Source organism: Klebsiella huaxiensis, from assembly GCF_003261575.2.
GTDB classification, from domain to species: Bacteria; Pseudomonadota; Gammaproteobacteria; order Enterobacterales; family Enterobacteriaceae; genus Klebsiella; species Klebsiella huaxiensis.
In genome coordinates this window covers 3,188,233-3,211,018 of sequence record NZ_CP036175.1, presented here as the reverse complement: position 1 = coordinate 3,211,018, position 22,786 = coordinate 3,188,233, and the positions used below count along the sequence as shown (strand labels likewise).

The 22,786-nt window shown below is 52.6% G+C and carries 18 protein-coding genes and 1 pseudogene; 11 read left to right on the top strand and 8 right to left on the bottom strand.

Features of this window, described 5'->3' with window-relative positions:
* Positions 1-61 precede the first annotated feature (61 nt).
* Both hrpA and DA718_RS15475 read left to right on the top strand, forming a co-directional pair.
* Positions 62-3,907 (top strand): ATP-dependent RNA helicase HrpA, encoded by a 3,846-nt coding sequence (gene hrpA, locus DA718_RS15480; RefSeq protein WP_267285572.1) that lies wholly within the window; start codon positions 62-64, stop codon positions 3,905-3,907.
* Positions 3,908-4,059: 152 nt separating this feature from the next.
* A complete protein-coding gene (locus DA718_RS15475) occupies positions 4,060-4,896 on the top strand; it encodes a hypothetical protein (RefSeq protein WP_112215742.1) in 837 nt (278 codons plus the stop codon).
* A gap of 142 nt (positions 4,897-5,038) precedes the next feature.
* On the opposite strand, the gene DA718_RS15470 is transcribed toward DA718_RS15475, so the two are convergent.
* The 6 genes from DA718_RS15470 to DA718_RS15445 all read right to left on the bottom strand — a co-directional run bounded on the left by DA718_RS15470 (position 5,039) and on the right by DA718_RS15445 (position 11,885).
* Entirely contained in the window at positions 5,039-5,698 is a 660-nt protein-coding gene (locus DA718_RS15470; RefSeq protein ID WP_112215743.1) for an O-methyltransferase, read from the bottom strand.
* A 15-nt stretch (positions 5,699-5,713) separates the two neighbouring features.
* Positions 5,714-7,093 (bottom strand): efflux transporter outer membrane subunit, encoded by a 1,380-nt coding sequence (locus DA718_RS15465; protein ID WP_112215744.1) that lies wholly within the window; start codon positions 7,091-7,093, stop codon positions 5,714-5,716.
* Entirely contained in the window at positions 7,090-8,175 is a 1,086-nt protein-coding gene (locus DA718_RS15460) for an HlyD family secretion protein (protein WP_112215745.1), read from the bottom strand. The genes DA718_RS15465 and DA718_RS15460 overlap by 4 nt, the downstream gene beginning before the upstream one ends.
* A gap of 21 nt (positions 8,176-8,196) precedes the next feature.
* Positions 8,197-9,849, bottom strand: coding sequence for an MFS transporter (locus tag DA718_RS15455; protein ID WP_112215746.1), 1,653 nt, complete (start codon positions 9,847-9,849; stop codon positions 8,197-8,199).
* Positions 9,849-10,280 (bottom strand): MarR family winged helix-turn-helix transcriptional regulator, encoded by a 432-nt coding sequence (locus tag DA718_RS15450; RefSeq protein ID WP_112215747.1) that lies wholly within the window; start codon positions 10,278-10,280, stop codon positions 9,849-9,851. The genes DA718_RS15455 and DA718_RS15450 overlap by 1 nt, the downstream gene beginning before the upstream one ends.
* Before the next feature lie 330 nt (positions 10,281-10,610).
* Entirely contained in the window at positions 10,611-11,885 is a 1,275-nt protein-coding gene (locus DA718_RS15445) for a Glu/Leu/Phe/Val family dehydrogenase (protein WP_112215748.1), read from the bottom strand.
* A gap of 410 nt (positions 11,886-12,295) precedes the next feature.
* Between DA718_RS15445 and DA718_RS15435 the strand changes: the two genes are divergently transcribed.
* Positions 12,296-13,090, top strand: a complete 795-nt coding sequence (locus DA718_RS15435; protein ID WP_112215750.1) for a YdcF family protein — start codon at positions 12,296-12,298, stop codon at positions 13,088-13,090.
* A 398-nt stretch (positions 13,091-13,488) separates the two neighbouring features.
* Entirely contained in the window at positions 13,489-14,928 is a 1,440-nt protein-coding gene (gene aldA / locus DA718_RS15430; protein ID WP_112215751.1) for an aldehyde dehydrogenase, read from the top strand.
* Between the two features lie 214 nt (positions 14,929-15,142).
* Here the strand turns inward: aldA and gap are convergent, their stop codons facing one another.
* A complete protein-coding gene (gene gap / locus DA718_RS15425; protein ID WP_112215752.1) occupies positions 15,143-16,141 on the bottom strand; it encodes a type I glyceraldehyde-3-phosphate dehydrogenase in 999 nt (332 codons plus the stop codon).
* Positions 16,142-16,590: 449 nt separating this feature from the next.
* Between gap and DA718_RS15420 the strand changes: the two are divergent.
* Together DA718_RS15420 and DA718_RS15415 are read left to right on the top strand one after the other, a co-directional pair.
* Positions 16,591-17,567, top strand: a pseudogene (locus tag DA718_RS15420) (DUF1852 domain-containing protein).
* Between the two features lie 219 nt (positions 17,568-17,786).
* Positions 17,787-18,818 carry a methionine synthase gene (locus tag DA718_RS15415; RefSeq protein ID WP_112215753.1) on the top strand — a complete coding sequence of 344 codons (1,032 nt, stop codon included), beginning with the start codon at positions 17,787-17,789 and terminating at the stop codon, positions 18,816-18,818.
* 200 nt (positions 18,819-19,018) lie between these two features.
* Here the strand turns inward: DA718_RS15415 and DA718_RS15410 are convergent, their stop codons facing one another.
* Positions 19,019-19,495 (bottom strand): cold-shock protein, encoded by a 477-nt coding sequence (locus tag DA718_RS15410; RefSeq protein ID WP_112215754.1) that lies wholly within the window; start codon positions 19,493-19,495, stop codon positions 19,019-19,021.
* 202 nt (positions 19,496-19,697) lie between these two features.
* On the opposite strand from DA718_RS15410, the gene DA718_RS15405 reads away from it, so the two are divergent.
* The 5 genes from DA718_RS15405 to DA718_RS15385 all read left to right on the top strand — a co-directional run bounded on the left by DA718_RS15405 (position 19,698) and on the right by DA718_RS15385 (position 22,754).
* The gene (locus DA718_RS15405) at positions 19,698-20,009 is read left to right on the top strand and encodes a putative quinol monooxygenase (protein WP_112215755.1); all 312 of its coding nucleotides are present in this window, start codon (positions 19,698-19,700) and stop codon (positions 20,007-20,009) included.
* A gap of 215 nt (positions 20,010-20,224) precedes the next feature.
* Positions 20,225-20,527 (top strand): hypothetical protein, encoded by a 303-nt coding sequence (locus DA718_RS15400; protein ID WP_112215756.1) that lies wholly within the window; start codon positions 20,225-20,227, stop codon positions 20,525-20,527.
* A 117-nt stretch (positions 20,528-20,644) separates the two neighbouring features.
* The gene (cybB, locus tag DA718_RS15395) at positions 20,645-21,172 is read left to right on the top strand and encodes a cytochrome b561 (RefSeq protein WP_112215757.1); all 528 of its coding nucleotides are present in this window, start codon (positions 20,645-20,647) and stop codon (positions 21,170-21,172) included.
* 164 nt (positions 21,173-21,336) lie between these two features.
* Complete coding sequence (locus DA718_RS15390) at positions 21,337-21,612, top strand: metal/formaldehyde-sensitive transcriptional repressor (RefSeq protein WP_004101746.1); 276 nt, start codon at positions 21,337-21,339, stop codon at positions 21,610-21,612.
* Positions 21,613-21,635: 23 nt separating this feature from the next.
* Complete coding sequence (locus DA718_RS15385) at positions 21,636-22,754, top strand: S-(hydroxymethyl)glutathione dehydrogenase/class III alcohol dehydrogenase (protein WP_112215758.1); 1,119 nt, start codon at positions 21,636-21,638, stop codon at positions 22,752-22,754.
* Positions 22,755-22,786: the final 32 nt, after the last annotated feature.

Genomic DNA, 22,786 nt, shown 5'->3' with positions numbered 1-22,786 from the left:
CGCTATGACAGAACAACAAAAAATCACCTTCTCACAGCTCCTGCAACGGCTTGATGGCCTGATGTTGCGCGATAAACCGCGCTTCGCCCGTCGCCTGCACGGCGTGAAGAAGGTTAAAAATCCTGAAGCTCAACAGGCCATTCTTCAGGAGATGGCGCAAGAGATTGAACAGGCGGCAGGGAGAGTCCTGCTGCGCGAAGCCGCACGGCCTGATATCACTTATCCGGAAAACCTGCCGGTTAGCCAGAAAAAACAAGAGATCCTCGAAGCCGTACGCGACCATCAGGTGGTGATCGTCGCTGGTGAGACCGGTTCCGGTAAAACCACTCAGTTGCCGAAAATCTGTATGGAGCTGGGGCGTGGAATCAAAGGTTTAATCGGCCATACTCAGCCGCGTCGTCTGGCGGCGCGTACCGTCGCCAACCGTATTGCTGAAGAGCTGCAAACGGAACCGGGCGGCTGCATTGGCTATAAAGTCCGCTTCAGCGACCACGTTAGCGACAACACTATGGTCAAGCTGATGACCGACGGTATCCTGCTGGCGGAAATCCAGCAGGATCGGCTGCTGATGCAGTACGACACCATCATCATCGATGAAGCACATGAGCGCAGCCTCAATATCGACTTCCTGCTCGGCTACCTGCGCGAGCTGCTGCCGCGTCGTCCGGATCTGAAAATCATCATCACTTCGGCGACCATCGACCCAGAGCGTTTCTCGCGCCACTTTAACAACGCGCCGATTATCGAAGTGTCCGGGCGTACTTATCCGGTGGAAGTTCGCTACCGACCCATCGTTGAAGACGCCGACGACACCGAGCGCGATCAGCTGCAGGCGATTTTCGACGCCGTTGATGAGCTGGGGCGTGAAAGTGCCGGTGATATTCTGATATTTATGAGCGGCGAGCGTGAAATTCGCGATACCGCCGATGCGCTCAATAAGCTGAACCTGCGTCATACGGAAGTGCTGCCGTTGTATGCCAGGTTGTCGAATAGCGAACAGAACCGTGTGTTCCAGGCTCATAGCGGGCGGCGGATCGTGCTGGCGACCAACGTCGCAGAAACCTCGCTGACCGTACCGGGCATCAAGTATGTTATCGACCCGGGTACCGCGCGTATCAGCCGCTACAGTTTCCGTACCAAAGTGCAGCGTTTGCCGATCGAACCGGTCTCACAGGCTTCGGCTAACCAGCGTAAAGGCCGCTGTGGTCGCGTATCGGAAGGGATCTGTATTCGTCTCTATTCCGAAGACGACTTTCTGTCGCGCCCGGAGTTTACCGACCCGGAAATTCTGCGTACCAACCTGGCGTCCGTTATCCTGCAAATGACCGCGCTCGGGCTGGGCGATATCGCCGCGTTTCCGTTTGTCGAAGCGCCGGATAAACGCAATATCCAGGACGGCGTACGCCTGCTGGAAGAGCTGGGGGCGATTACCACCGACGAGCAGCAGACTGCGTATAAGCTGACGCCAATGGGTCGCCAGCTCAGCCAGTTACCGGTCGATCCGCGTCTGGCGCGGATGGTGCTGGAAGCGCAAAAACACGGCTGCGTGCGCGAGGCGATGATTATTACCTCAGCGCTCTCCATTCAGGACCCGCGCGAGCGGCCGATGGACAAGCAGCAGGCATCCGATGAGAAACACCGTCGTTTCCACGACAAAGAGTCCGACTTCCTGGCGTTCGTCAACCTGTGGAATTACCTCGGCGAACAGCAGAAAGCGCTGTCGTCGAACCAGTTCCGCCGACAGTGTCGGGTCGATTTCCTCAACTACCTGCGCGTGCGCGAGTGGCAGGATATCTACACGCAACTGCGTCAGGTGGTCAAAGAACTGGGCCTGCCGGTCAATAGCGAACCCGCTGAGTATCGGGAAATTCACGTTGCGCTGCTGACCGGTTTGCTGTCGCATATCGGCATGAAAGACGCCGATAAGCAGGAGTTTACCGGCGCGCGTAATGCGCGTTTCTCCATCTTCCCCGGTTCCGGACTGTTTAAGAAACCGCCGAAGTGGACGATGGTTGCTGAACTGGTGGAAACCAGCCGTCTGTGGGGGCGCATTGCCGCGCGTATTGACCCGGAATGGGTTGAGCCGGTGGCGCAGCATCTGATTAAACGCTCGTACAGCGAACCGCACTGGGAGCGGGCGCAGGGCGCGGTGATGGCGACTGAAAAGGTTACCGTTTACGGTTTGCCGATTGTTGCCGCGCGTAAGGTGAATTACAGCCAGATTGACCCGGCGCTGTGTCGCGAGCTGTTTATCCGTCACGCGCTGGTGGAGGGCGACTGGCAGACCCGCCACGCCTTCTTCCGCGATAACCTGAAGCTGCGTAACGAAATTGAAGAGCTGGAGCATAAATCGCGCCGCCGCGACATTCTCGTCGATGACGAAACGATGTTTGAGTTCTACGACCAGCGCATCAGCCATGACGTTGTCTCCGCGCGCCACTTCGATAAGTGGTGGAAGCTGGCGAGTCGCGAGACGCCGGATCTGCTCAACTTTGAGAAGAGCATGCTGATTAAAGAGGGGGCGGAGCAGGTCAGCAAGCTGGACTATCCGAACTTCTGGCATCAGGGCAACCTGAAGCTGCGTCTCACCTATCAGTTTGAACCGGGTGCCGACGCCGACGGCGTGACGGTGCATATTCCGCTGCCGCTGCTCAACCAGGTCGAAGAGGCCGGATTTGAATGGCAGATCCCTGGACTGCGCCGGGAGCTAATTATCGCGCTGATTAAATCACTGCCGAAGCCGGTACGCCGCAACTTCGTGCCTGCGCCCAATTACGCGGAAGCATTTTTGGGCCGCGCGACGCCGCTGGAGCTGCCGCTGCTGGATTCCCTGGAGCGAGAACTGCGGCGGATGACCGGCGTGACTATCGACCGCGAATCCTGGCAGTGGGATCAGGTGCCCGATCACCTGAAAATCACCTTCAGGGTGGTGGATGATAAAAATAAGAAGCTGCGGGAAGGGCGCTCGCTGCAGGATCTGAAAGATGCGCTGAAGGGCAAAGTGCAGGAGACGCTGTCCGCAGTCGCTGATGACGGTATCGAGCAGAGCGGGCTGCATATCTGGAGCTTTGGCCGGCTTCCTGAGAGTTATGAGCAGAAGCGTGGTAACTACAAAGTGAAAGCGTGGCCTGCGCTGGTGGACGAACGCGACAGCGTGGCGATCAAGCTGTTTGATAATCCGCTGGAGCAGCAGCAGGCGATGTGGCGTGGTTTGCGTCGTTTACTGTTGCTGAATATCCCGTCGCCGATTAAGTATCTGCACGAGAAGCTACCGAATAAAGCCAAGCTGGGGCTCTACTTCAATCCGTATGGCAAGGTGCTGGATCTGATTGATGACTGTATTTCTTGTGGCGTCGATAAGCTGATCGATGAAGCGGGGGGGCCGGTGTGGACGGAAGAGGGCTTTGCCGCGCTGCATGAAAAAGTGCGTGCTGAGCTGAACGAGACGGTGGTGGAAATCGCCAAACAGGTCGAGCAGATTCTGACGGCGGTATTTAACGTCAACAAGCGTCTGAAAGGCCGCGTGGATATGACCATGGCGCTGGGGCTGTCGGATATCAAATCGCAGATGAGCGGGCTGGTTTATCGCGGTTTCGTTACCGGCAATGGTTTCCGTCGTCTGGGCGACACGCTGCGCTATCTGCAGGCGATTGAAAAACGTCTGGAGAAAATGGCTATCGACCCGCATCGCGACCGCGTGCAGATGCTGAAGGTCGAAAGCGTACAGCAGGTATGGCAGCAGTGGCTAAATAAGCTGCCGCCTAACCGTCGCCAGGATGACGACGTGCAGGAAGTCCGCTGGATGATCGAGGAGCTACGCGTCAGCCTGTTCGCTCAGCAGCTTGGCACGCCGTACCCGATTTCCGACAAGCGGGTGCTGCAGGCGATGGACGCCATCGTGGCCTGATGTTGTGATAATGGCGTTTTCATTCTCTTTTCGGGGAGTGAAAACGCCATGCCGACCTGATATTATTTTTTATTACATCTATTAATGTGACTGCAAGAAGCAAAATTACGATATTAGATCATTGATTTTATCTATAAGGAAATAGATTACATATGAATAATAAATTAATAGGGCTTATTACAAGTTTAGCCGCCGCATTCTGTGCACCAGCCTTAGCCGGGCCCGGTTGCCCGGCAGAACTGCTGGCAATTAATAATTCAAATTATATTATTCTGACAAAAATGCCGCCAATGATGCCAGACGAAGATTCTCTTACCGTGCAGTTTTCTGGCCGTGGAAAGCTTTATGATTATGAGTCATCCGGCTCCATGTCTCTCTCCCACTGCGGAAGATTGGAGAATCGCTCTGAAACGGAAGAACGTGATATTGGTGATAATAAAACAATGCGAACGACAATTCATATTACGCGTGATGAACGGCAGGGATGGCTAATGGAGGTAGCGCTTAATGGTTTCTATAAAGACAGGACGAGTGTCGATATCCGGCATTACTATACCGATAAATTAGGCAGAATTATTCGTGCAGAAGGTCAATATCGCTCGGGTGAAGATCTAGCGCCGCCCACGACCTGGCAATATCTATATGATGATCAGAGCCGCGTGATTCGCGAAGTGATGAAACACGCAGATTTCCCGGCTGATATCCTCATCGACTATTACTACGATATCAATGGGCGCTTAGCGCATATTACCGAAGGGTCCCGCACCCGCTTGCTGCGATGGGATGAAAAAGGGCGCTGGTTGTCCAGTATGCTTCAGGGGAATGCGGCCAGTAATACGATGCGGTTTGAGGATAAATGCACAAGGTGGGACGTTGTAGGAAACTGTACGGTAATTAATATGTGGGAAGGGGATGCAAATCGCGCAGGAACCGAACGAGAAATGCAGGTGAATTATCAAATTCACTATCAGCCGAATAATTCTCAGTGATTTTTGCTATACACAAGGATGTAATTAACTGATGCAAAAGAAATATGTAATCTGATACGCAAATCTATTATCTGAATTAACTAATAATAGCCGGCATGATCCGAATTGTGGCTTAGCGCCGCAATCCGGATTTTCAGATTAATTAATGGTTCACCCAGGCCAGCGTAAAACCATCCCAGCCTTTGCTGCCTACCGTTTGCAGCGCCGTGACCGTCAGGCGCGGATCGCTGCCCATCATCTCGATAAACGCTCTGACGCCCTGAACGCGATCGTCCGTGCTGTCCGGGTTAGTCACTTCACCGTCGCGCACCACGTTATCGCCAACAATCAACGTCCCCGGACGGGAGTAATGCAGAGCCCAGCGCAGATAATTTGGGTTATTGGGCTTATCCGCATCGATAAAAATCAGATCGAACGGCGGGCGTTCGCCCAGATTTTCGAGGGTTGCCAGCGCCGGGCCTTCCAACACCTGAACCTTGTCATCCATGCCTGCCAGACGGAGGTTTTCCCGCGCCACGGCGGCATGATGTGCGTCGGCCTCCAGGGTGAGTAGCTCGCCATCAGCAGGTAGCTCGCGTGCCATCCAGATAGTGCTATAGCCGCCGAGGGTGCCGATTTCCAGCACCCGTTTTGCGCGGGTCATTCGTACCAGCAGAGCGAGAAACTGCCCCTGATTGGCGGCGACGTCGATAGCCGGGAGCCCGGCACGCTGGTTATTTTCGAGAACCTGCTTCAGTATCGGATCGTTGGGGATTAATGCTTTAACGAGATAATTATCTACTGCCGTCCACTGTTGCTGCATGTCAGACTTCCCGTATTACATCCCTGATGAATCAGACCAGCCACCTCCCAGCGACCGGTACAAATCAATTTGTGCCAGCAGCAGGTTGTTTTTCACCTGTACCACGCTGAGCTGGGTGGAAAACAGCGTGCGCTGGGCGTCCAACACGTCTAAGTAAGATGAGTAGCCGTTGCGATAGCGGTTCTGGGCGATACGCAGCGTCTCCTGGGCGACGTTCTCCTGCTCTTGTAACTCTGCCAACTGCTCGCCGTAGCGGCCAATTGCATCGAGGCTGTCGTTCACCTCCTTAAACGCACCGCGCACCGTTTTCTCATAGCCGTACAGCGCCTGATTGCGCTGGGCCATCGACACATCCACCTGAGCATTCAGCGCCTGGCGGTTGAGGAGCGGCGCCAGAATACTGCCGCCCAGGCTCCATAAGCGTAGCGGATTATCGAGCAGATCGGGCAGGGTGCGATCCTGCATGCTGCCGGTGGCGGTAAGGTTAATTGACGGCAGCAACTGCGCCTGCGATGACGCCAGCGTGGCGTCGGCGGCCACCAGTTGGCGCTGGGCCTGAACGATATCCGGGCGGCGGTTAAGCAGCGTTGATGGTAGCTGTGCAGGCAGCGTCAGCGGCGTCAACTGGGCGAATTCATTGCGCTTAACGGCTCCCGGGTTAGACCCGATCAGCAGGCTGAGCGCATTTTCCTGCTGGGCGATTTGGTGGCGTAACGGCGGGATTTGCGCCCGCGTAGAGCGCAGTTCCGAATCCGCCTGCATTAGCTCCAGGCGCGAGGTGTAGCCGGTCTCAAACTGGCGTTTTGCCAGATTGAACGCATCTTCCCGCGATTTTAGCGTTTGCTGCGTCACCCGCAGCTGTTCATCCAGGGAGAGCAGGGTGACATAGCCGACCGCCACCGACGTCGCGACGGTCAGGTTCGCCGCCGCGGCTGCGGCCTTTTGCGCCTCAAGGCTAGCCTCAGCCGCGCTGGCGGCGCTGCGGTTTGCCCCCCAGATATCAACATCGTAACTCGCGGTTAGCGCGCCTTTATACACCGTACTATGGACAGCCAGGCCGGTCGCTGCCGACTGCGAACGAGCGCGGGTGCCGGTTAGTCCGGCGTCAAGAGAGGGAAACAAGCTGCTGTCGGCGGCATAAACCCGCGCCTGATACTCATTCACCCGCTCGCGGGCAATCAGCACGTCGCTGTTGTAGCGCAGCGCCTGATCGACATACAGATTGAGCGTGCTGTCGTGAAGGTTGCGCCACCACACGCCTTCCACCGGGCTGCCTGGACCGACATCCGCGCGCCAGGCAGTGGGGATTTGTAACCCAGGGGCGGCTTGCTGGATGTCGGCAGACTGACAACCAACTAACGCGAGAATGACGGCGAGGGTGAGCGGGCGGATCATTGTTTCTCCTCCCCGCGTGTATCAATGGTGACCTGCACCGACATCCCCGGACGCAGACGCTGGTGGTTTTTCTGTCCCTCATCCACGGCGATGCGCACTGGAATGCGTTGGGCGATTTTGACAAAGTTACCGGTGGCGTTATCCGGCGAAATGGCGCTGAATTCAACGCCGGTCGCCGGGGAAATACTTTGTACGGTACCGGTGAATTTTTCGCTGTTCAGCGCATCGACGGTGAAAGTCACCCGCTGCCCAACGCGCACTTGCGCCAGCTGGGTTTCTTTTAGATTGGCGATCAGCCAGTGCTGCGGCGGCACCAGCGAGGTCAAATGTGTCCCGGCGGTAACGTATGCGCCCAGCCGGACGGAGATTTGTCCTAGCTGGCCGTCAGTCGGAGCGACTATTCGGGTATTTTGCAGGTCGATCTGCGCCAGCTCCAGCGCCGCTTTGGCACTGGCAACGTCGGCCACCAGTGAATCACGGTTAACGATGGTCGATTGCAGATCCTGACGTGACATCTCAAGCGTTGCCTTCGCCTGCTCAATATCCGCATTGCCCTGCGCCGCGCTGGCGCGAGCAGAATCGCGCTCGCGAATGGAAAGGGAACCGTCGGCGGTCAGCTCCTGAACGCGTTTCAGATCCGCCTGTGTTTTAAGATTCTGCGCGCGGGCGTTTTGCAGCGCCGCTTCATTGCGTGCTATCACCGCCTCGGCGCTTTTACGCTGTTGCTGGTTATTCTTCAGCGCCGCCTCTTTCATCGCCACCTGAGCTTCCGCCTGGTGAACGCGCTGGTTATAAATGCGATCGTCAATCTGAAACAGCACGTCTCCGGCTTTTACCTGATTAAAATCCTGCACCTTCACCTGAGTGATATAGCCGTTAACCTGCGGGCTGATAAAGGTGGTCTGCCCGCGCACATAGGCGTTATCGGTAAACTGGCTTTGACGGGTAAATGGCGGTAGCTGCCAGGCGTAGAGAATAACCAGTACGCCGACGATACCAATCGCTGCAGCGGTAAAGATGGAGACGACGCGAATATTGTTACGGGTATTGGCCTGCTGTTTGGCCGCATCCTGCTGACTCATAATAACTCCAGAGTAATCATTTTATTTGCTGCCCGTCGCGCGTTTCAGCGCAATACGGGCGGTAATACGCAATCTTATTAAGCGCCAGAAAACCCAGACCAGCGTGGCGGCAGAAATCGCCGCTGTCAGCAGATAAGTGTCATTGTAGGCGAGAATATTGGCCTGTAACGTGGCGGCGTTTTGCAGCAGCGTGGTAGCCTGAACGTTCAGCAGCGTGCTGTCGCCAATCTGGCTTTGGTACATCTGGCTGTATTGCTGTAAACGTTCGGTGATCAGCGGATTGAGCGTGGTGAGCTGGTCGGCAAGCTGGCTGGAGTGAAACTTCTCTCGCCAGGTCTGGAAGGTACCGAGAATGGCGGAACCCAGCAGGCCGCCAATATTCTGGCTCATCCCGAACAGCACCGAGAAGCTCACCAGGTTGCGCTGATCGGCAATCACGCCGCCGATTCCCGCCAGCATCGCCGGGGCGAGGAAGAAGGCGCTGCCAAAACCGAGCAGGAACTGGCTGAACATCAGCTGTTCCGAGCGCGTGAGGATCGTCGACTGACTGTCCAGCAGCGAAGCAACCATAATCAATGCCAGCGCCGTGGCGGTGGGCCAGTAGAGGCGCTGCGGATTAAGCGTCAGGCAGCTGGCGACAATGCCGCAGACGATCCCGGCAAAAATAGACCACGCCAGATTGGTCATCTGCTCATTTTGCAGACCGACGTACTGCAACCAGCCGATCACCCCCGTGTTCTGTTCCGCCAGTACAATACGGATCAGCAGCATAATTAGCCCCAGTCGCAGAATACTGCCGCTGGAAAGCCATTTAGTATTGAGCAGCGGGTTGCTGCGGTTATGTTCAAAGGCGATGGCGGAAACAATCAACACCACCGCGCCCGCCAGCGACCAGCCAATCCACGGCGCTTCAAACCACCAGTCCAGCCGCCCCAGCGACAGTACTGCGCACACCAGCGCCATCCCCGGCGCCAGCAGGCAGAAGGTGAGGAAATCTTTCTTCTCGAACACTTTTTTGCGATCGCTCGGCGGCAGCTTCAGCGCCATCACGCAGGCCAGCGACACCAGCGCCAGCCCCAGTTCGAAAAAGTACAGCCCGCGCCACTCATCAATTTGCAGCAGTTCGGTAGAGAAAAGGCGGGCAAGGGGGATCGCCAGCGAGGAGCCGGTGATGCCAATAGTCAGCGCCTTTAGTCGATGCCGGGCAGGCCAGGCCTGAACCTGATAATAAATGCCCAACGAGCTGAGCGCCGCTGCTACCATGCCGTGGGCTGCGCGCACCATCAGCGCTGAGCTAAGGTCGTTAACAAACAGGTGGAAAAAAGTCACCAGCACGTAGAGCACCAGAAAACCTTCGGTAAAGGCGCGCAGGCCAAACTGCTGGCGGAATTTCACCAGCAGCAGGTTGATGGAGACGTTGGTCATTACGTAGACCGCAGGCAGCCAGGCGATCTCTGTCGACCAGGCGGCAAAGGTCCCTTGCAACAGTTGCAGGTTGGCAGTGACCACCGCGTTGCCCAGCGCACCGGTCAGGCATACCAGTAGCCCGACGATTCCGTAGGCAATACGTTTTGGCGTGTTGTGAATTGGCGTTGAAGGTGAGCCGAGAATGGCCGGTTTTTCGTGTGGAGCCCAATCGTGGGGTACATAAGGATTGCTTGTACGGCGAGGCATTATTTTTTCTCAACCTCGCGCAGCAGTTTTTCCAGCACCCGCTGGGTCTGTTGCTGTTCTTCAGGGGTAATGGCGGTGAGGATCTCCTCACGCAAATCATCGGCCACCGTTTTCACCTGTTGATAAATATCAAGGCCTTTGGCGGTGGCGATCAGGAGACGTTTACGCTTATCGCGTTCGGTTTTGACCCGTTCGACCAGACCGAGATCGACCAGCCGGTTAAGGAGCGGCACGAGGGTGGCGCTTTCGACGCCCAGTTCCTGGGCCAGCTCGCTTTGCGACAGCGGTTGTTCGTTGCGTGCAATGGCGGCAACGGCGACCCAACTGGCCTGGCTCATGCCAAGGTTTTTGAGGCGACGGTTGACCGCCAGCCGCCAGTGGTGGGCGGTCAGATACAAAAGATGGGAGAAGTTAAGCTGTCGGTTGTCCATAGGTCAGTCTGCAATATCGTTAGAGCTCTAATGATTTTAGGCCTGGCCAAAACGAGAATTCAAGCTGATTGATAAAAATCGGTTAACGGTATGTGCGTTTATTGTGGGATAAGCATGAGGAAAGAGGAAAGAGAGGCAACCAGGCTCGCATTTTCGCCGGATGGCGGCTTGCGCCTTATCCGGCCTACAAATTGCACAATATCATCAGGTTAGTCATTGTTTGTAGGCCCGGTAAGGCGTTAGCCGCCACCGGGCAATGTCAAAGAATGTGTCCTGAATAGCCGAAACTTGGGACTCAAGCCCGGCATAAACCGGGCTGAGAGGGGCAGATCATCCCGGATAAATACCGCGATCTTTACGCGCCATCAGGATACGCTCACAGGCCACGATATAGGCGGCGGTACGTAAAGAGCACTCTTTTTCAACCGCTTTTTCGTACACGTGAACGATAGCATCGGTCATGATGCGGTCCATTTTGGCGTTGATCTCTTCTTCGCTCCAGAAGAAACTGGCCATATCCTGCACCCATTCGAAGTAGCTCACGGTGACGCCACCGGCGTTACAGATAACGTCCGGTACCACCACGATACCGCGTTCAGCCAGCACATCATCTGCCTCCGGATAGGTCGGGCCGTTAGCGCCTTCCAGCACCAGTTTGCAACTGATGGTTTCTGCACGTTCACGGGTGATCTGACCTTCCAGCGCCGCCGGGATCAGAATATCCATTTGCGTGGTCCAGAACTCCTCTTTGGCAATTTCACGCGCGCCAGGGAAACCGGCAATCTGTTTGTTCTCGGCCTGCCATGCGGTCAGCGCGGCCATATCAATACCGCCTTCGTTAAACAGCGTTGCGGTGTGGTCCTGAATCACCACGATGCGTGCGCCGACGCCCGCGAACAGACGAGCCGCTTCGCTGCCGACGTTACCAAAACCCTGCAGCGCCACTTTCGCGCCTTCAATTTCGATCCCGCTGCGGCGAGCCACTTCGCGCCCGGTCACGAACACACCGCGCCCGGTAGCTTTTTCACGGCCCAGGGAGCCGCCGAGATGGATCGGCTTGCCGGTCACCACGCCGGTAATGGTCGTGCCATGGTTCATGGAGTAGGTATCCATCATCCAGGCCATCACTTTACCGTTGGTTCCGACGTCCGGTGCCGGAATATCTTTTTGCGGCCCAATAATAATGCCGATTTCGCTGGTATAGCGGCGGGTCAGACGCTCCAGTTCACCTTCGGATAATGAGAACGGGTCGACGCGGATCCCGCCTTTTGCGCCGCCGTAAGGAATATTGACTGCGGCGCACTTGATGGTCATCCAGGCGGAGAGCGCCATGACTTCATTCAGGTCGACATCCGGATGGTAGCGCACGCCGCCTTTACCCGGCCCGCGCGAGAGATTGTGCTGAACGCGATAACCTTCGAAATGGCGGATAGTACCGTCATCCATTTGTACTGGAATATCAACAATCAGCGCGCGTTTTGGGTGGCGAAGGGTTTCAATCCAGTAGGCGAGATCGCCGAGGTAGGGCGCGACGCGGTCGATTTGACGCAGGTAGGTGGTCCATGGAGATGTACTACTTTCAGAAGCGTAAGATAACTTTTCCATAAGAGTCCTGTTTTGCAGTAATAATTATTTTGTTAACCGTGGAAAGAGATAGCGATAAACTCTGTAACGAGAATGTTATCACCAATTTAATGGGACGGTATTTGGCAAAAATGCAGAATATGCTGTCGTCACGGCTGGGTTTGCGTTTTTTATGAATAAAAAAACGAAAAATAACGTTGTCTACGGATGAATATGCATCTTTGTGCATTAAAGCCGTAGTTGTGGCTATTTCTCTCTATTTATTAGAATCTTGACACTCTTCAAAAAGTGAATAAAACGCTACGTTTGTGTGTTGACTTTGTTGCTTTAAAAGCATTGGTAATCGGGTCGCACTTTATTACCCAAAATAAGATGTACAGTCTAATATGGTCGCCGGTAATTTAAGGCTGAGAATGTTAACAGGAGAGAGCATGTCAGAACATTTTCCATCGCTACCGGAGGCGACATTAGACGCGGCAAACCGGCTGGGAGCCTGGCTGGCACAGGATGATTTGCCACAGGATCCGCAAATCGATGTGGTGGTGCTGGCGGGCAATGCGGTGATCCCGACCATTGATTTTGCCTGCCAGCTGGCGGCACGTCACGCTGTACCGTTGCTGATCAGCGGCGGCATCGGCCATTCCACTTCATTTTTATACGACTCGGTGTTGAGTGATTCTCGCTACCGGACGCTGCCGGTATCGGGGCGCGCCGAGTCGCATATTCTTGCGGATATTGCCCATCAATTCTGGCAGATTCCTGGTGAAAGGATTGTGGTGGAAGACCGCTCCACCAACTGCGGAGAGAACGCGCGCTTTACCCGACAAATGCTCGAAGAGAGAGGGATTGCACATCGCGCGGGCGTGGTGATTCAGGACCCGACGATGCAGCGCAGAACGATGGCGACGTTTGCCCGCGTCTGGCAGGGGGAGGAGATCGCTGCGCCGCAATGGTACAGCACGCCGGGCTGCTCGCCTGTGCTGTGCAATAGTAATAACGGTTTAACCTTCAGTGGTGAGCAAGAGGGTCTGTGGCCGGTTGGGCGCTATCTGGCGTTAATTCTCGGCGAACTGCCGCGACTGGCAGACAATCCTCAGGGATACGGCCCGCTGGGTAAGGGGTTTATCGCCCATGTGGATATTCCGCCGCATATTGTGCAGGCGTGGGAGACGCTGCGCGATGATCGTCTGTTGTCCGATGCGCTGAGTGCGCGAACGCTGGGTTAGGTTCTGTGCAAGTTTCTTTTAGCCAGTGGTTTTAAATGCGGGCTTGCAGCGATGGGGGGGCGGGCGAAACGCCCCCATGCCGTTCACTCGTAGAGGAAATAAATAAGGTGTACAGAACAGAAGTGAACGGAGTATTCCACCTCAACAGCATATCCCTGAAAAAACCGTCAGATCCCCTGGCGACTAAGCACTGAATCGAAAAATTTGCCCGTTTGAGTCAGGATTATCGCAAACGGGCATTGTGTGTTATCGAATTGTGATTTTATCTGCGTCGAGCTCATCTATTTTTATGAAATGATTCACAAAAACACGGGTCCAGACTGTCGATTTTTCGGTCATAAGATAATTTTTAACATTAAATTCACTTGTTAAAAACAATAACTCCACAGGAGAAGATCATGACAGCACCCGTTCAACACCCTATGTATATTGACGGCCAGTTTGAATCTGGCCGCGGTGATGCCTGGATTGATGTTATCAACCCGGCGACGGAAGCGCTGCTTTCGCGCATTCCTGACGGGAGCGCGGAGGATGCACAGCGGGCGATTCTGGCGGCTGAGAGGGCGCAGCCGGGCTGGGAAGCCTTGCCAGCCATTGAACGCGCGGGGTGGCTACGCAAAATTGCTGCCGGTATTCGCGAGCGGGCAGATGAAATCGCTGCGCTGATTGTTGCTGAAGGCGGGAAAATCCAGCAACTGGCGGCGGTGGAAGTCTCATTTACCGCTGATTACCTCGACTATATGGCCGAATGGGCACGCCGCTATGAAGGTGAAATCGTGCAGAGCGACCGTCCGGGCGAAAACATACTGGTCTTTAAACGCGCGCTGGGCGTAACGACCGGTATTTTGCCGTGGAACTTCCCGTTCTTTCTGATTGCCCGCAAATTGGCTCCGGCGCTGATTACCGGCAATACCATCGTGATTAAACCGAGCGAATTTACGCCGAATAACGCTATCGCTTTCGCACAAATTGTCCATGATATCGGCCTGCCGAAAGGGGTCTTTAACCTGGTGCTGGGCCGTGGCGAAACTGTGGGTCAGGAACTGGCGGGTAACCCGAAAGTCGCGATGGTCAGCATGACCGGCAGCGTGGTGGCAGGTGAGAAAATCATGGCCGCTGCGGCGAAAAATATCACCAAAGTTTGTCTTGAACTGGGCGGTAAAGCGCCAGCCATCGTGATGGACGACGCAGATCTTGAGCTGGCGGTAAAAGCGGTGGTTGATTCACGCGTAATTAATACCGGGCAGGTGTGTAACTGCGTCGAGCGCGTGTATGTGCAAAAAGGGATTTACGACCGCTTCGTTAACCGACTTGGTGAAGCGATGAAAGCAGTGCAGTTTGGCGACCCGGCATCACGAGACGATATCGCCATGGGGCCGTTGATCAACGCCGCCGCGCTGGAGCGCGTTGAGCAGAAGGTGGCGAAGGCGGTCGTGCAGGGCGCCCGCGTGGTCCTTGGGGGTAAAGCGGTAACTGGCAAAGGCTATTTTTATCCGCCGACGCTGCTGCTGGACGTGCGTCAGGAGATGGACATCGTTCATGAAGAGACGTTTGGCCCGGTACTGCCGGTGGTGGCGTTTGACACGCTTGAAGAGGCGCTGGCAATGGCCAACGATAGCGATTATGGCCTGACCTCATCTATCTATACTCGTGACCTGAATGTCGCTATGAAGGCGATAAAAGGGCTGAAGTTCGGCGAAACCTATATCAACCGTGAAAACTTTGAAGCAATGCAGGGCTTCCATGCCGGATGGCGTAAATCGGGAATTGGCGGCGCAGATGGGCGTCATGGCCTGAATGAGTATCTGCAAACTCAGGTGGTCTATTTGCAAGCCTAACTCAGCGGGTATCCACGCCTCCCGGAGGCGATGCTGCGCATCTGTCCGGGCTACAAGTTTTCAGCCGTCTGCGGTCCCGTAGCCCGGGCAGGCGCTTTGCGCCGCCCCCGGGAGGAAGAGTGCAAGGTGTTGCAGAATCTTCCCGGAGGCGATGGGGTTACGAGGCGTGTGCGGTTTTTGTAGGCCATGCAAGGAACCGCTGCTCGCTTGCTGTTTATTTTGCGAATTTATCCAGTACGCGAATCAACTGGGTGACAAAGCCATATTCGTTATCGTACCAGGCCACCGTTTTAACCAACTGAACATCATCGGCTTCGGCTATCTCAAGCTGCGTGGCATCGTAAATTGAACCGAAATGACTACCAATCACATCTGACGAGACAATTTCCTCTTCGGTATAGCCGAAGGATTCATTGTTCGCCGCCGCATTTTTCATCGCCTGATTGACCTCTTCGGCGGTGACTTTTTTCGCCAGTACGGAGACCAGTTCCGTTACCGAGCCTGTTTTGGTCGGTACGCGCTGGGCATGGCCTTTTAATTTACCGCTGAGTTCCGGGATAACCAGACCGATCGCTTTCGCGGCTCCAGTAGTATGCGGAATGATGTTTTCCGCCGCCGCGCGCGAAGCTCGCAGATCTTTACCGCGTGGACCATCAACCAACGACTGGGTGCCGGTATAGGCGTGGATAGTGGTCATGGTGCCTAGCTTAATACCGAACGCATCGTTAAGGACTTTTGCCATCGGCGCCAGACAGTTGGTGGTGCAGGAGGCGACGGAAATAATGGTATCGTCTGCGGCCAGGGTGTCATCGTTAACGTTGTAAACGATGGTTTTCATATCGCCTGCCGGTGCGGAAATCAGCACCTTTTTCGCACCTGCGCTCAGGTGGGCCTGCGCTTTCTCAGTGGAGGTATAAAAACCGGTACACTCGACGATCAGCTCGGCACCCACCGCTTTCCACGGAATATGCTGAGCCTCTTTTTCAGCGTACACGGTGATTTTTTTGCCATCGACGATAAGCGCATCTTCAGTAAAATCAACACTCCATGGGAAAGGGCCGTAGTTAGAGTCATGCTTTAACAGGTAGGCCAGCACTTTTGGCGAGGTGAGGTCGTTAATGGCCACCACTTCTAAAGAACTTTCCACTTCCAACAACCGGCGTAGCACCAAACGTCCAATACGGCCAAATCCATTAATCCCAAGTTTGCTCATGTAAATCTCCTGGTAAGTTGAATTGATACGTTAAAACTTCTCCAGGCTTAGTCCAGCCGTCGGGATTGGGCAACCGGACATTTGTGCAAAATGGCCAGTTGTTCGAAAAAAACATATGAAAAATTTAATGAATTCTGGAGGTTGGCGCTAACATGCTGACAGTTAATAATTTTTTGTTTCAGTTTTATTCGTTAAGGGCATATTAGCTGGGGTAGGCAGATTGTGAACAGGATTGGTCTGACGCCGAATCAGCGACAGAGGATCATGAAGATAGCTCATGTTGTAATGAAATTAAGTCGCTTTCACTCATCCAGTGGCTCTGGCATAAAATACACCATATTAACTTATTGGCAACATGAAGACCGCTGACTGAGCCAACGCCCATGCAACTTGAAGTATGACGGGTATAAATTCAGTTTTCATGTCAGGATTCAGGATGCAAAATTGCGATGAATAAAAATTTTACATTTACGATTAAGAGCAGTATTTTCGATGAAAACTATAACCCTTCTGAAAATACGCGTATTACAACTAATTTTGCTAATTTAGCCAGAGGACAAAACCGCCAGCAGAATTTGCGTAACACTTTATTGATGATTGACAATCGTTTCAACACGCTGGCGTACTGGGATAATCCGAAAGGCGAACGTTATTCGCTAGAGCTTGAAATCATTTCTGTCGAGATGAGTGTCGAAGCTAATGGCGACACTTTTCCGGTAATAGAAATATTGAAAACGAATATCATTGATAAAAAACCAATGAACGTATTGAAGGCATTGTAGGGAATAACTTCTCTTCTTATGTGAGAGATTATGATTTTAGCGTATTGCTGTTAGAACACAATAAACAGCAATCAGCGTTTAGTCTTCCCGATAATTTTGGTGATTTACACGGCAATATCTTTAAATGTTTTGTAAACTCAAATGAGTACAAGAATAACTTTAGCAAACCGCCGGTGATATGCCTCAGCGTATCCAATAAAAATACCTACCATCGAATGGGTAATGAGCACCCTGTGCTGGGTATTGAATATCAACAGAATGGAACATCATTGACTGAGGGCTATTTCAAAAAAATGGGCCTGCAGGTTCGTTATTTTATGCCTGCAAACAGTGTGGCACCGTTGGCTTTTTATTTCTCAGGTGATTTACTGAGCGATTACACTAATCTTGAGCTGATTAGTACCATTAGCACGATGGAAACTTTCCAGAAAATTTATCGGCCAGAGATTTACAATGCTAACTCTGCGGCAGGGCAGTGCTATCAGCCTGACCTGAATCACCAGGATCACTCACTGACAAAAATTGTTTATGACCGGGAAGAGCGTAGCCAGTTGGCTATTGAGCAGGGAAAATTTACTGAAGAGAACTTCATTAAACCGTACAAGAACATTCTCGAAAAGTGGTCTGTTCAGTACGCTATTTAATTAACGATATATACCCGTCATACTTCAAGTTGCTTATGTGTTGGCTGCGCTCGCTCACCCCAGTCACATAGTTATCTATGCTCCCGGGGATTAATGAGAGGCTCCTGCCTCTCACCGGAGGTCAGCCTTCGGCTGGTCAAATTCGTTCCCGACGAATTTGTCACTCCCTTGCCGCCTTTAAGCAACTCGAATTATTTAGGGTATAAAAGGCCAACTATTATGAAAAGATTATTACCCACTTCAACTGCGGGCAGTTTACCCAAACCTTCTTGGCTCGCCGAGCCTGAGAAACTATGGTCTCCCTGGAAATTACAAAATGAAGAGTTAATTGAGGGGAAAAAGGACGCGCTGAGTTTGGCTCTGTATGATCAATTACGTGCAGGTATTGATATTGTCAGCGATGGCGAGCAAACGCGTCAGCACTTTGTGACAACGTTTATTGAGCACCTCAGCGGTGTTGATTTTGCAAAACGTGAAGTGGTGAAAATTCGTAATCGCTATGAAGCAAGCGTCCCAACCGTCACAGGTGCTGTTGAACGCCAAAAACCCGTTTTTGTTGAGGATGCACGGTTTTTACGTCAGCTCACCAAACAACCGATTAAATGGGCGCTACCTGGGCCTATGACCATGATTGATACACTTTATGACGACCACTATAAAAGCCGCGAAAAACTGGCCTGGGAATTTGCGAAAATATTGAATCAGGAAGCCAAAGAGCTAGAGGCTGCTGGCGTCGATATTATTCAGTTTGATGAGCCTGCTTTTAATGTGTTTTTTGATGAAGTGAATGACTGGGGGATCGCGGCTTTAGAAAGAGCAGTGGAAGGGCTGAAATGCGAAACGGCGGTACATATCTGCTATGGATATGGCATCAAAGCGAACACCGACTGGAAAAAGACGCTAGGCACAGAGTGGCGGCAATATGAAGAAGCATTTCCTAAGCTGCAAACATCCAGTATCGATATTATCTCACTGGAATGTCATAACTCACGTGTTCCGATGAACCTGCTTGAACTGATTCGCGGTAAAAAAGTGATGGTCGGGGCCATCGACGTGGCAACGAATTCCATTGAGACGCCGGAGGAGGTTGCTGACACATTACGCAAAGCCCTTCAGTTTGTTGATGCCGACAAACTTTATCCTTCGACTAACTGCGGCATGACGCCTTTATCTCGTCAGGTAGCCACAGGCAAACTAAATGCGTTAAGTGCAGGGGCAGAAATTATCCGCAGGGAACTCTCGGTTAAATAAATCCGCCAAATATCCTGATGACTAAACGATGCCGAAATCCTGCTTATACCCTAAATAATTCGAGTTGCAGGCAGGCGGCAAGTAAGAGAGCCCCGATGAGCTTACTCAAGTAAGTGATTCGGGTGAACGCACGTAGCCAACGCCCATGCAACTTGAAGTATGACGGGTATATGCAAGCATGATTTCGGCACAGCACTATTTCAGACCTTGAGCATTTTTACCGTGGCATCCACGTCTATTTCATCTTCAGAAAAGATTAACGTCGTTCCCTGAAAAGTGGTCACCGCCAGCTTTTTCAGCGAGCGCATTTCACCTGGTTTAGCGGCTGATTTTGGTCTGATGCTCCCCATCAGCGTACCTACAGACAGCACAGCGTTTTCTTTATCAATGCGGGTGTCTGCTGGCACTTCTTCGCTGTAAACCAGATAGGACTTGATTGATGTGAGCTTAATACGCTCACCCGCGATATAGATGTATTTGCTTTCCGGTACCACTTTTACCGCGTAAGCGGATAAGCCTTTGTTATTTGTAGTGGGTTCGAATGTGACGGCTGCATCTTTCTTTATCAGATCGGGATTGGCGACCTTAATCACATGAAAATAACGGTTATCACCGTTTTCATCTTTGATAAATCCAAAGCCTTTATCTTTAAACCACGTTGTGATCGTTCCGTTCATCGCCTTACCGCCTGGTTAATCGTTTATCTACTCAGTTTTTGCAGCGCGCAGTGTAAAGCACAATGCCGATGCACACCACGTCTTTACTTTAAGTCTGGACGATAAATTTCTGTCAGGCAAAGGGACAAACCTGACTGAATCTTGTCCAGCATATTTTTTTACTCCATAGTATCAGCATCCTTTTTTTACCGTTGAGGCCCGAATGTTAAAAGTCATTGCCGAAGATTTTATACAACCTGAATGGGTTGAAACTGTTCTCCCCCTGTACCGGGAGCTGGTAGCCGCAACCCAAAAAGAGCCGCTCTGCATTGCCTATGATTTGTACATCGATGCGAAGGACTCGGGTCATTTCATTTTTATCGAGGAATGGCCTGACCGTGCGGCACTTGATGAGCATTGCGCAAGTGAGCACTTCAGACGGCTTGTCCCCTTAATTGATCAACACAAACGCAAAGAGGCACATTACATTCTGATGGATAGCTCAGTGAACCCGAACAACGTCATCCTTAAATAAAACGGTAAACAAACCGACATTACTAACTGATCGTTGTATCTAATACTGGGGCAGGTCAAGCATGCTTCCCATAAGTCTGAGAAATCAATTTTAACAACGTGTTGACAGTGATTATTAATCGGTGTCCTGAGAAGATTTTGTTACGGATACAGTACTGTGCAAGAAGCTGTATAGGGGTATATTCCTGCCATTGTTATTTTTTATACGAAAAAAATATGATTAATTTGGCGTATTATGTGAATGCTATTAAAAACGGAAAGGAAGTAATTTGCATTCAAGAATCAAGGGAATCTGATGATTTGGCAGAGGTTGAGACTGTCACCAAAGAGTGGCTTCATGATAGTGGTGTGGTAATCCGCTGCACTAATGAACTTGAAGCAATACAACATCCCAATACTGTTTGCCCTGAACGTTGGATTTGTTGGGAAGTGATAGATACGGCTGGAAAGGAGATCAGACCATTGAAGAAGAATTTTCATAATATTTGTCAGGAATCGTTTTGGTTGAACATGAATTAACAGCCTGATTCACATTTCTTTTTTTGCAATATTCAAAAAAACAATGCGTAAAAGTTAATGAATTTTTAAGAAAAGGTGGTTATGTTGACGGCATCACAGTTTCCTTAAGGGTTTTCCATGCGCGATAAATACTCCGGCCTGCAGATAGGCATCCACTGGCTGGTCTTTTTGTTAGTGATTGGCGCTTATGCTGCAATGGAGCTACGAGGCTTTTTCCCTCGGAGCGCGCGGCCGGTCATTAATATGATTCATGTCTCTTGCGGGATCTCGATCTTTGTACTGATGGTGGCGCGTCTGCTCGTGCGCCTGAAATTTCCCGCACCGCCAATTGTGCCCAAACCGTCACCAATGATGACTGGCTTCGCGCACCTCGGGCATTTGGTTATCTATCTGCTGTTTATCGCGCTGCCGGTGATTGGCATGGTGATGATGTATTATCGTGGCAATCCGTGGTTTGTTTTTGGTTTGACCATGCCCCACGCGGCAGAAAGCAACTTTGAGCTGGTGGATACGCTGAAGGGGTGGCACGAGCTGCTGGCGAACACCGGCTACTTTATTGTCGGCCTGCACGCGCTGGCGGCGCTGATGCATCATTACTTCTGGAAAGACAACACGCTGCTGCGGATGATGCCGCGCAAACGCTAGCATATCTTCAGACCCGCTTCGGCGGGTTTCTTGTTTCTCATGGCCCTCAAGCTCGACTAAACGCAAATTTTCGCCGCTATACTACGGTTAAAGCGGCGAGTTGATTTGCCTCTTTAAGTGGAAAAATATAGTATACCCCCCTATATGATTTTGAGGGCGTAACCATGCCACATTCACCTGAAGACAAAAAACGTGCCCTCAGCCGGGTACGGCGCATTCGCGGCCAGGTTGAAGCGCTCGAACGGGCGCTGGAATCCGGCGAACCCTGCATGACTATCCTGCAACAGATCGCCTCTATCCGCGGTGCCGCTAACGGCCTGATGGGAGAAATGGTTGAAATTCACCTGCAAGATGAACTGGTGAGCGGCGAAACGACTCCAGACCAACGCGCCGCCAGAATGGCGGAAGTCGGCCATCTACTACGATCCTACTTAAAATAAAATCACGACGAGGAAGAGAGAATATGAAATCACGTGCAGCAGTCGCGTTTGGCCCTGGCCAGCCGCTAAAAATCGTTGAGATTGACGTCGCACCGCCGAAAAAAGGCGAAGTGCTGGTCAAAATTACCCATACCGGCGTATGTCATACCGATGCTTTTACTCTTTCTGGCGACGATCCGGAAGGCGTTTTCCCGGCAGTACTAGGCCACGAAGGCGGCGGTATTGTGGTCGAAGTGGGGGAAGGCGTGACCAGTCTGCAACCAGGCGATCACGTGATCCCTCTGTACACCGCCGAGTGTCGCGAGTGTAAGTTCTGTAAATCGGGCAAAACCAACCTCTGTCAGGCGGTACGCGCCACTCAGGGTAAGGGCCTGATGCCAGATGGCACCACCCGTTTCTCTTATAACGGTGAGCCGATTTATCACTATATGGGCACCAGCACCTTCAGTGAATACACCGTGGTGGCCGAAATTTCTCTGGCGAAAGTTAACCCGCAGGCACCTTTGGACAAAGTTTGTCTACTGGGTTGCGGCGTGACCACCGGTATCGGCGCGGTTCACAATACGGCGAAAGTGAAAGAGGGCGATACCGTGGCGGTTTTCGGTCTCGGCGGCATTGGCCTGGCGGTCATTCAGGGCGCGGTACAGGCGAAAGCCGGACGCATTCTGGCGGTTGATACTAATCCGGAAAAATTCACCCTCGCCAAAGAGATGGGCGCAACCGACTTTATCAACCCGAACGACTACGACAAACCGGTTCAGGATGTGATTGTTGAACTGACCGACGGCGGCGTGGACTTCAGCTTTGAGTGTATCGGTAACGTCAACGTGATGCGCGCGGCGCTGGAGTGCTGCCATAAAGGCTGGGGTGAGAGCGTGATTATTGGCGTTGCTGGAGCAGGCCAGGAGATCAAAACTCGTCCGTTCCAACTGGTGACCGGTCGCGTCTGGCGTGGCTCGGCGTTTGGCGGCGTGAAAGGGCGCACTCAGCTGCCGGGAATGGTGGAAGAGGCGATGGCGGGCAAAATTCGCCTCGACCCGTTTATCACCCACCGTATGCCGTTGGATCAGATCAACGAAGCATTCGATCTGATGCATGAAGGTAAATCCATTCGCACCGTGATTCATTTCGGCGAGAATTGATCTTTCTGTAAGAATAAACCCGGGCATGCCCG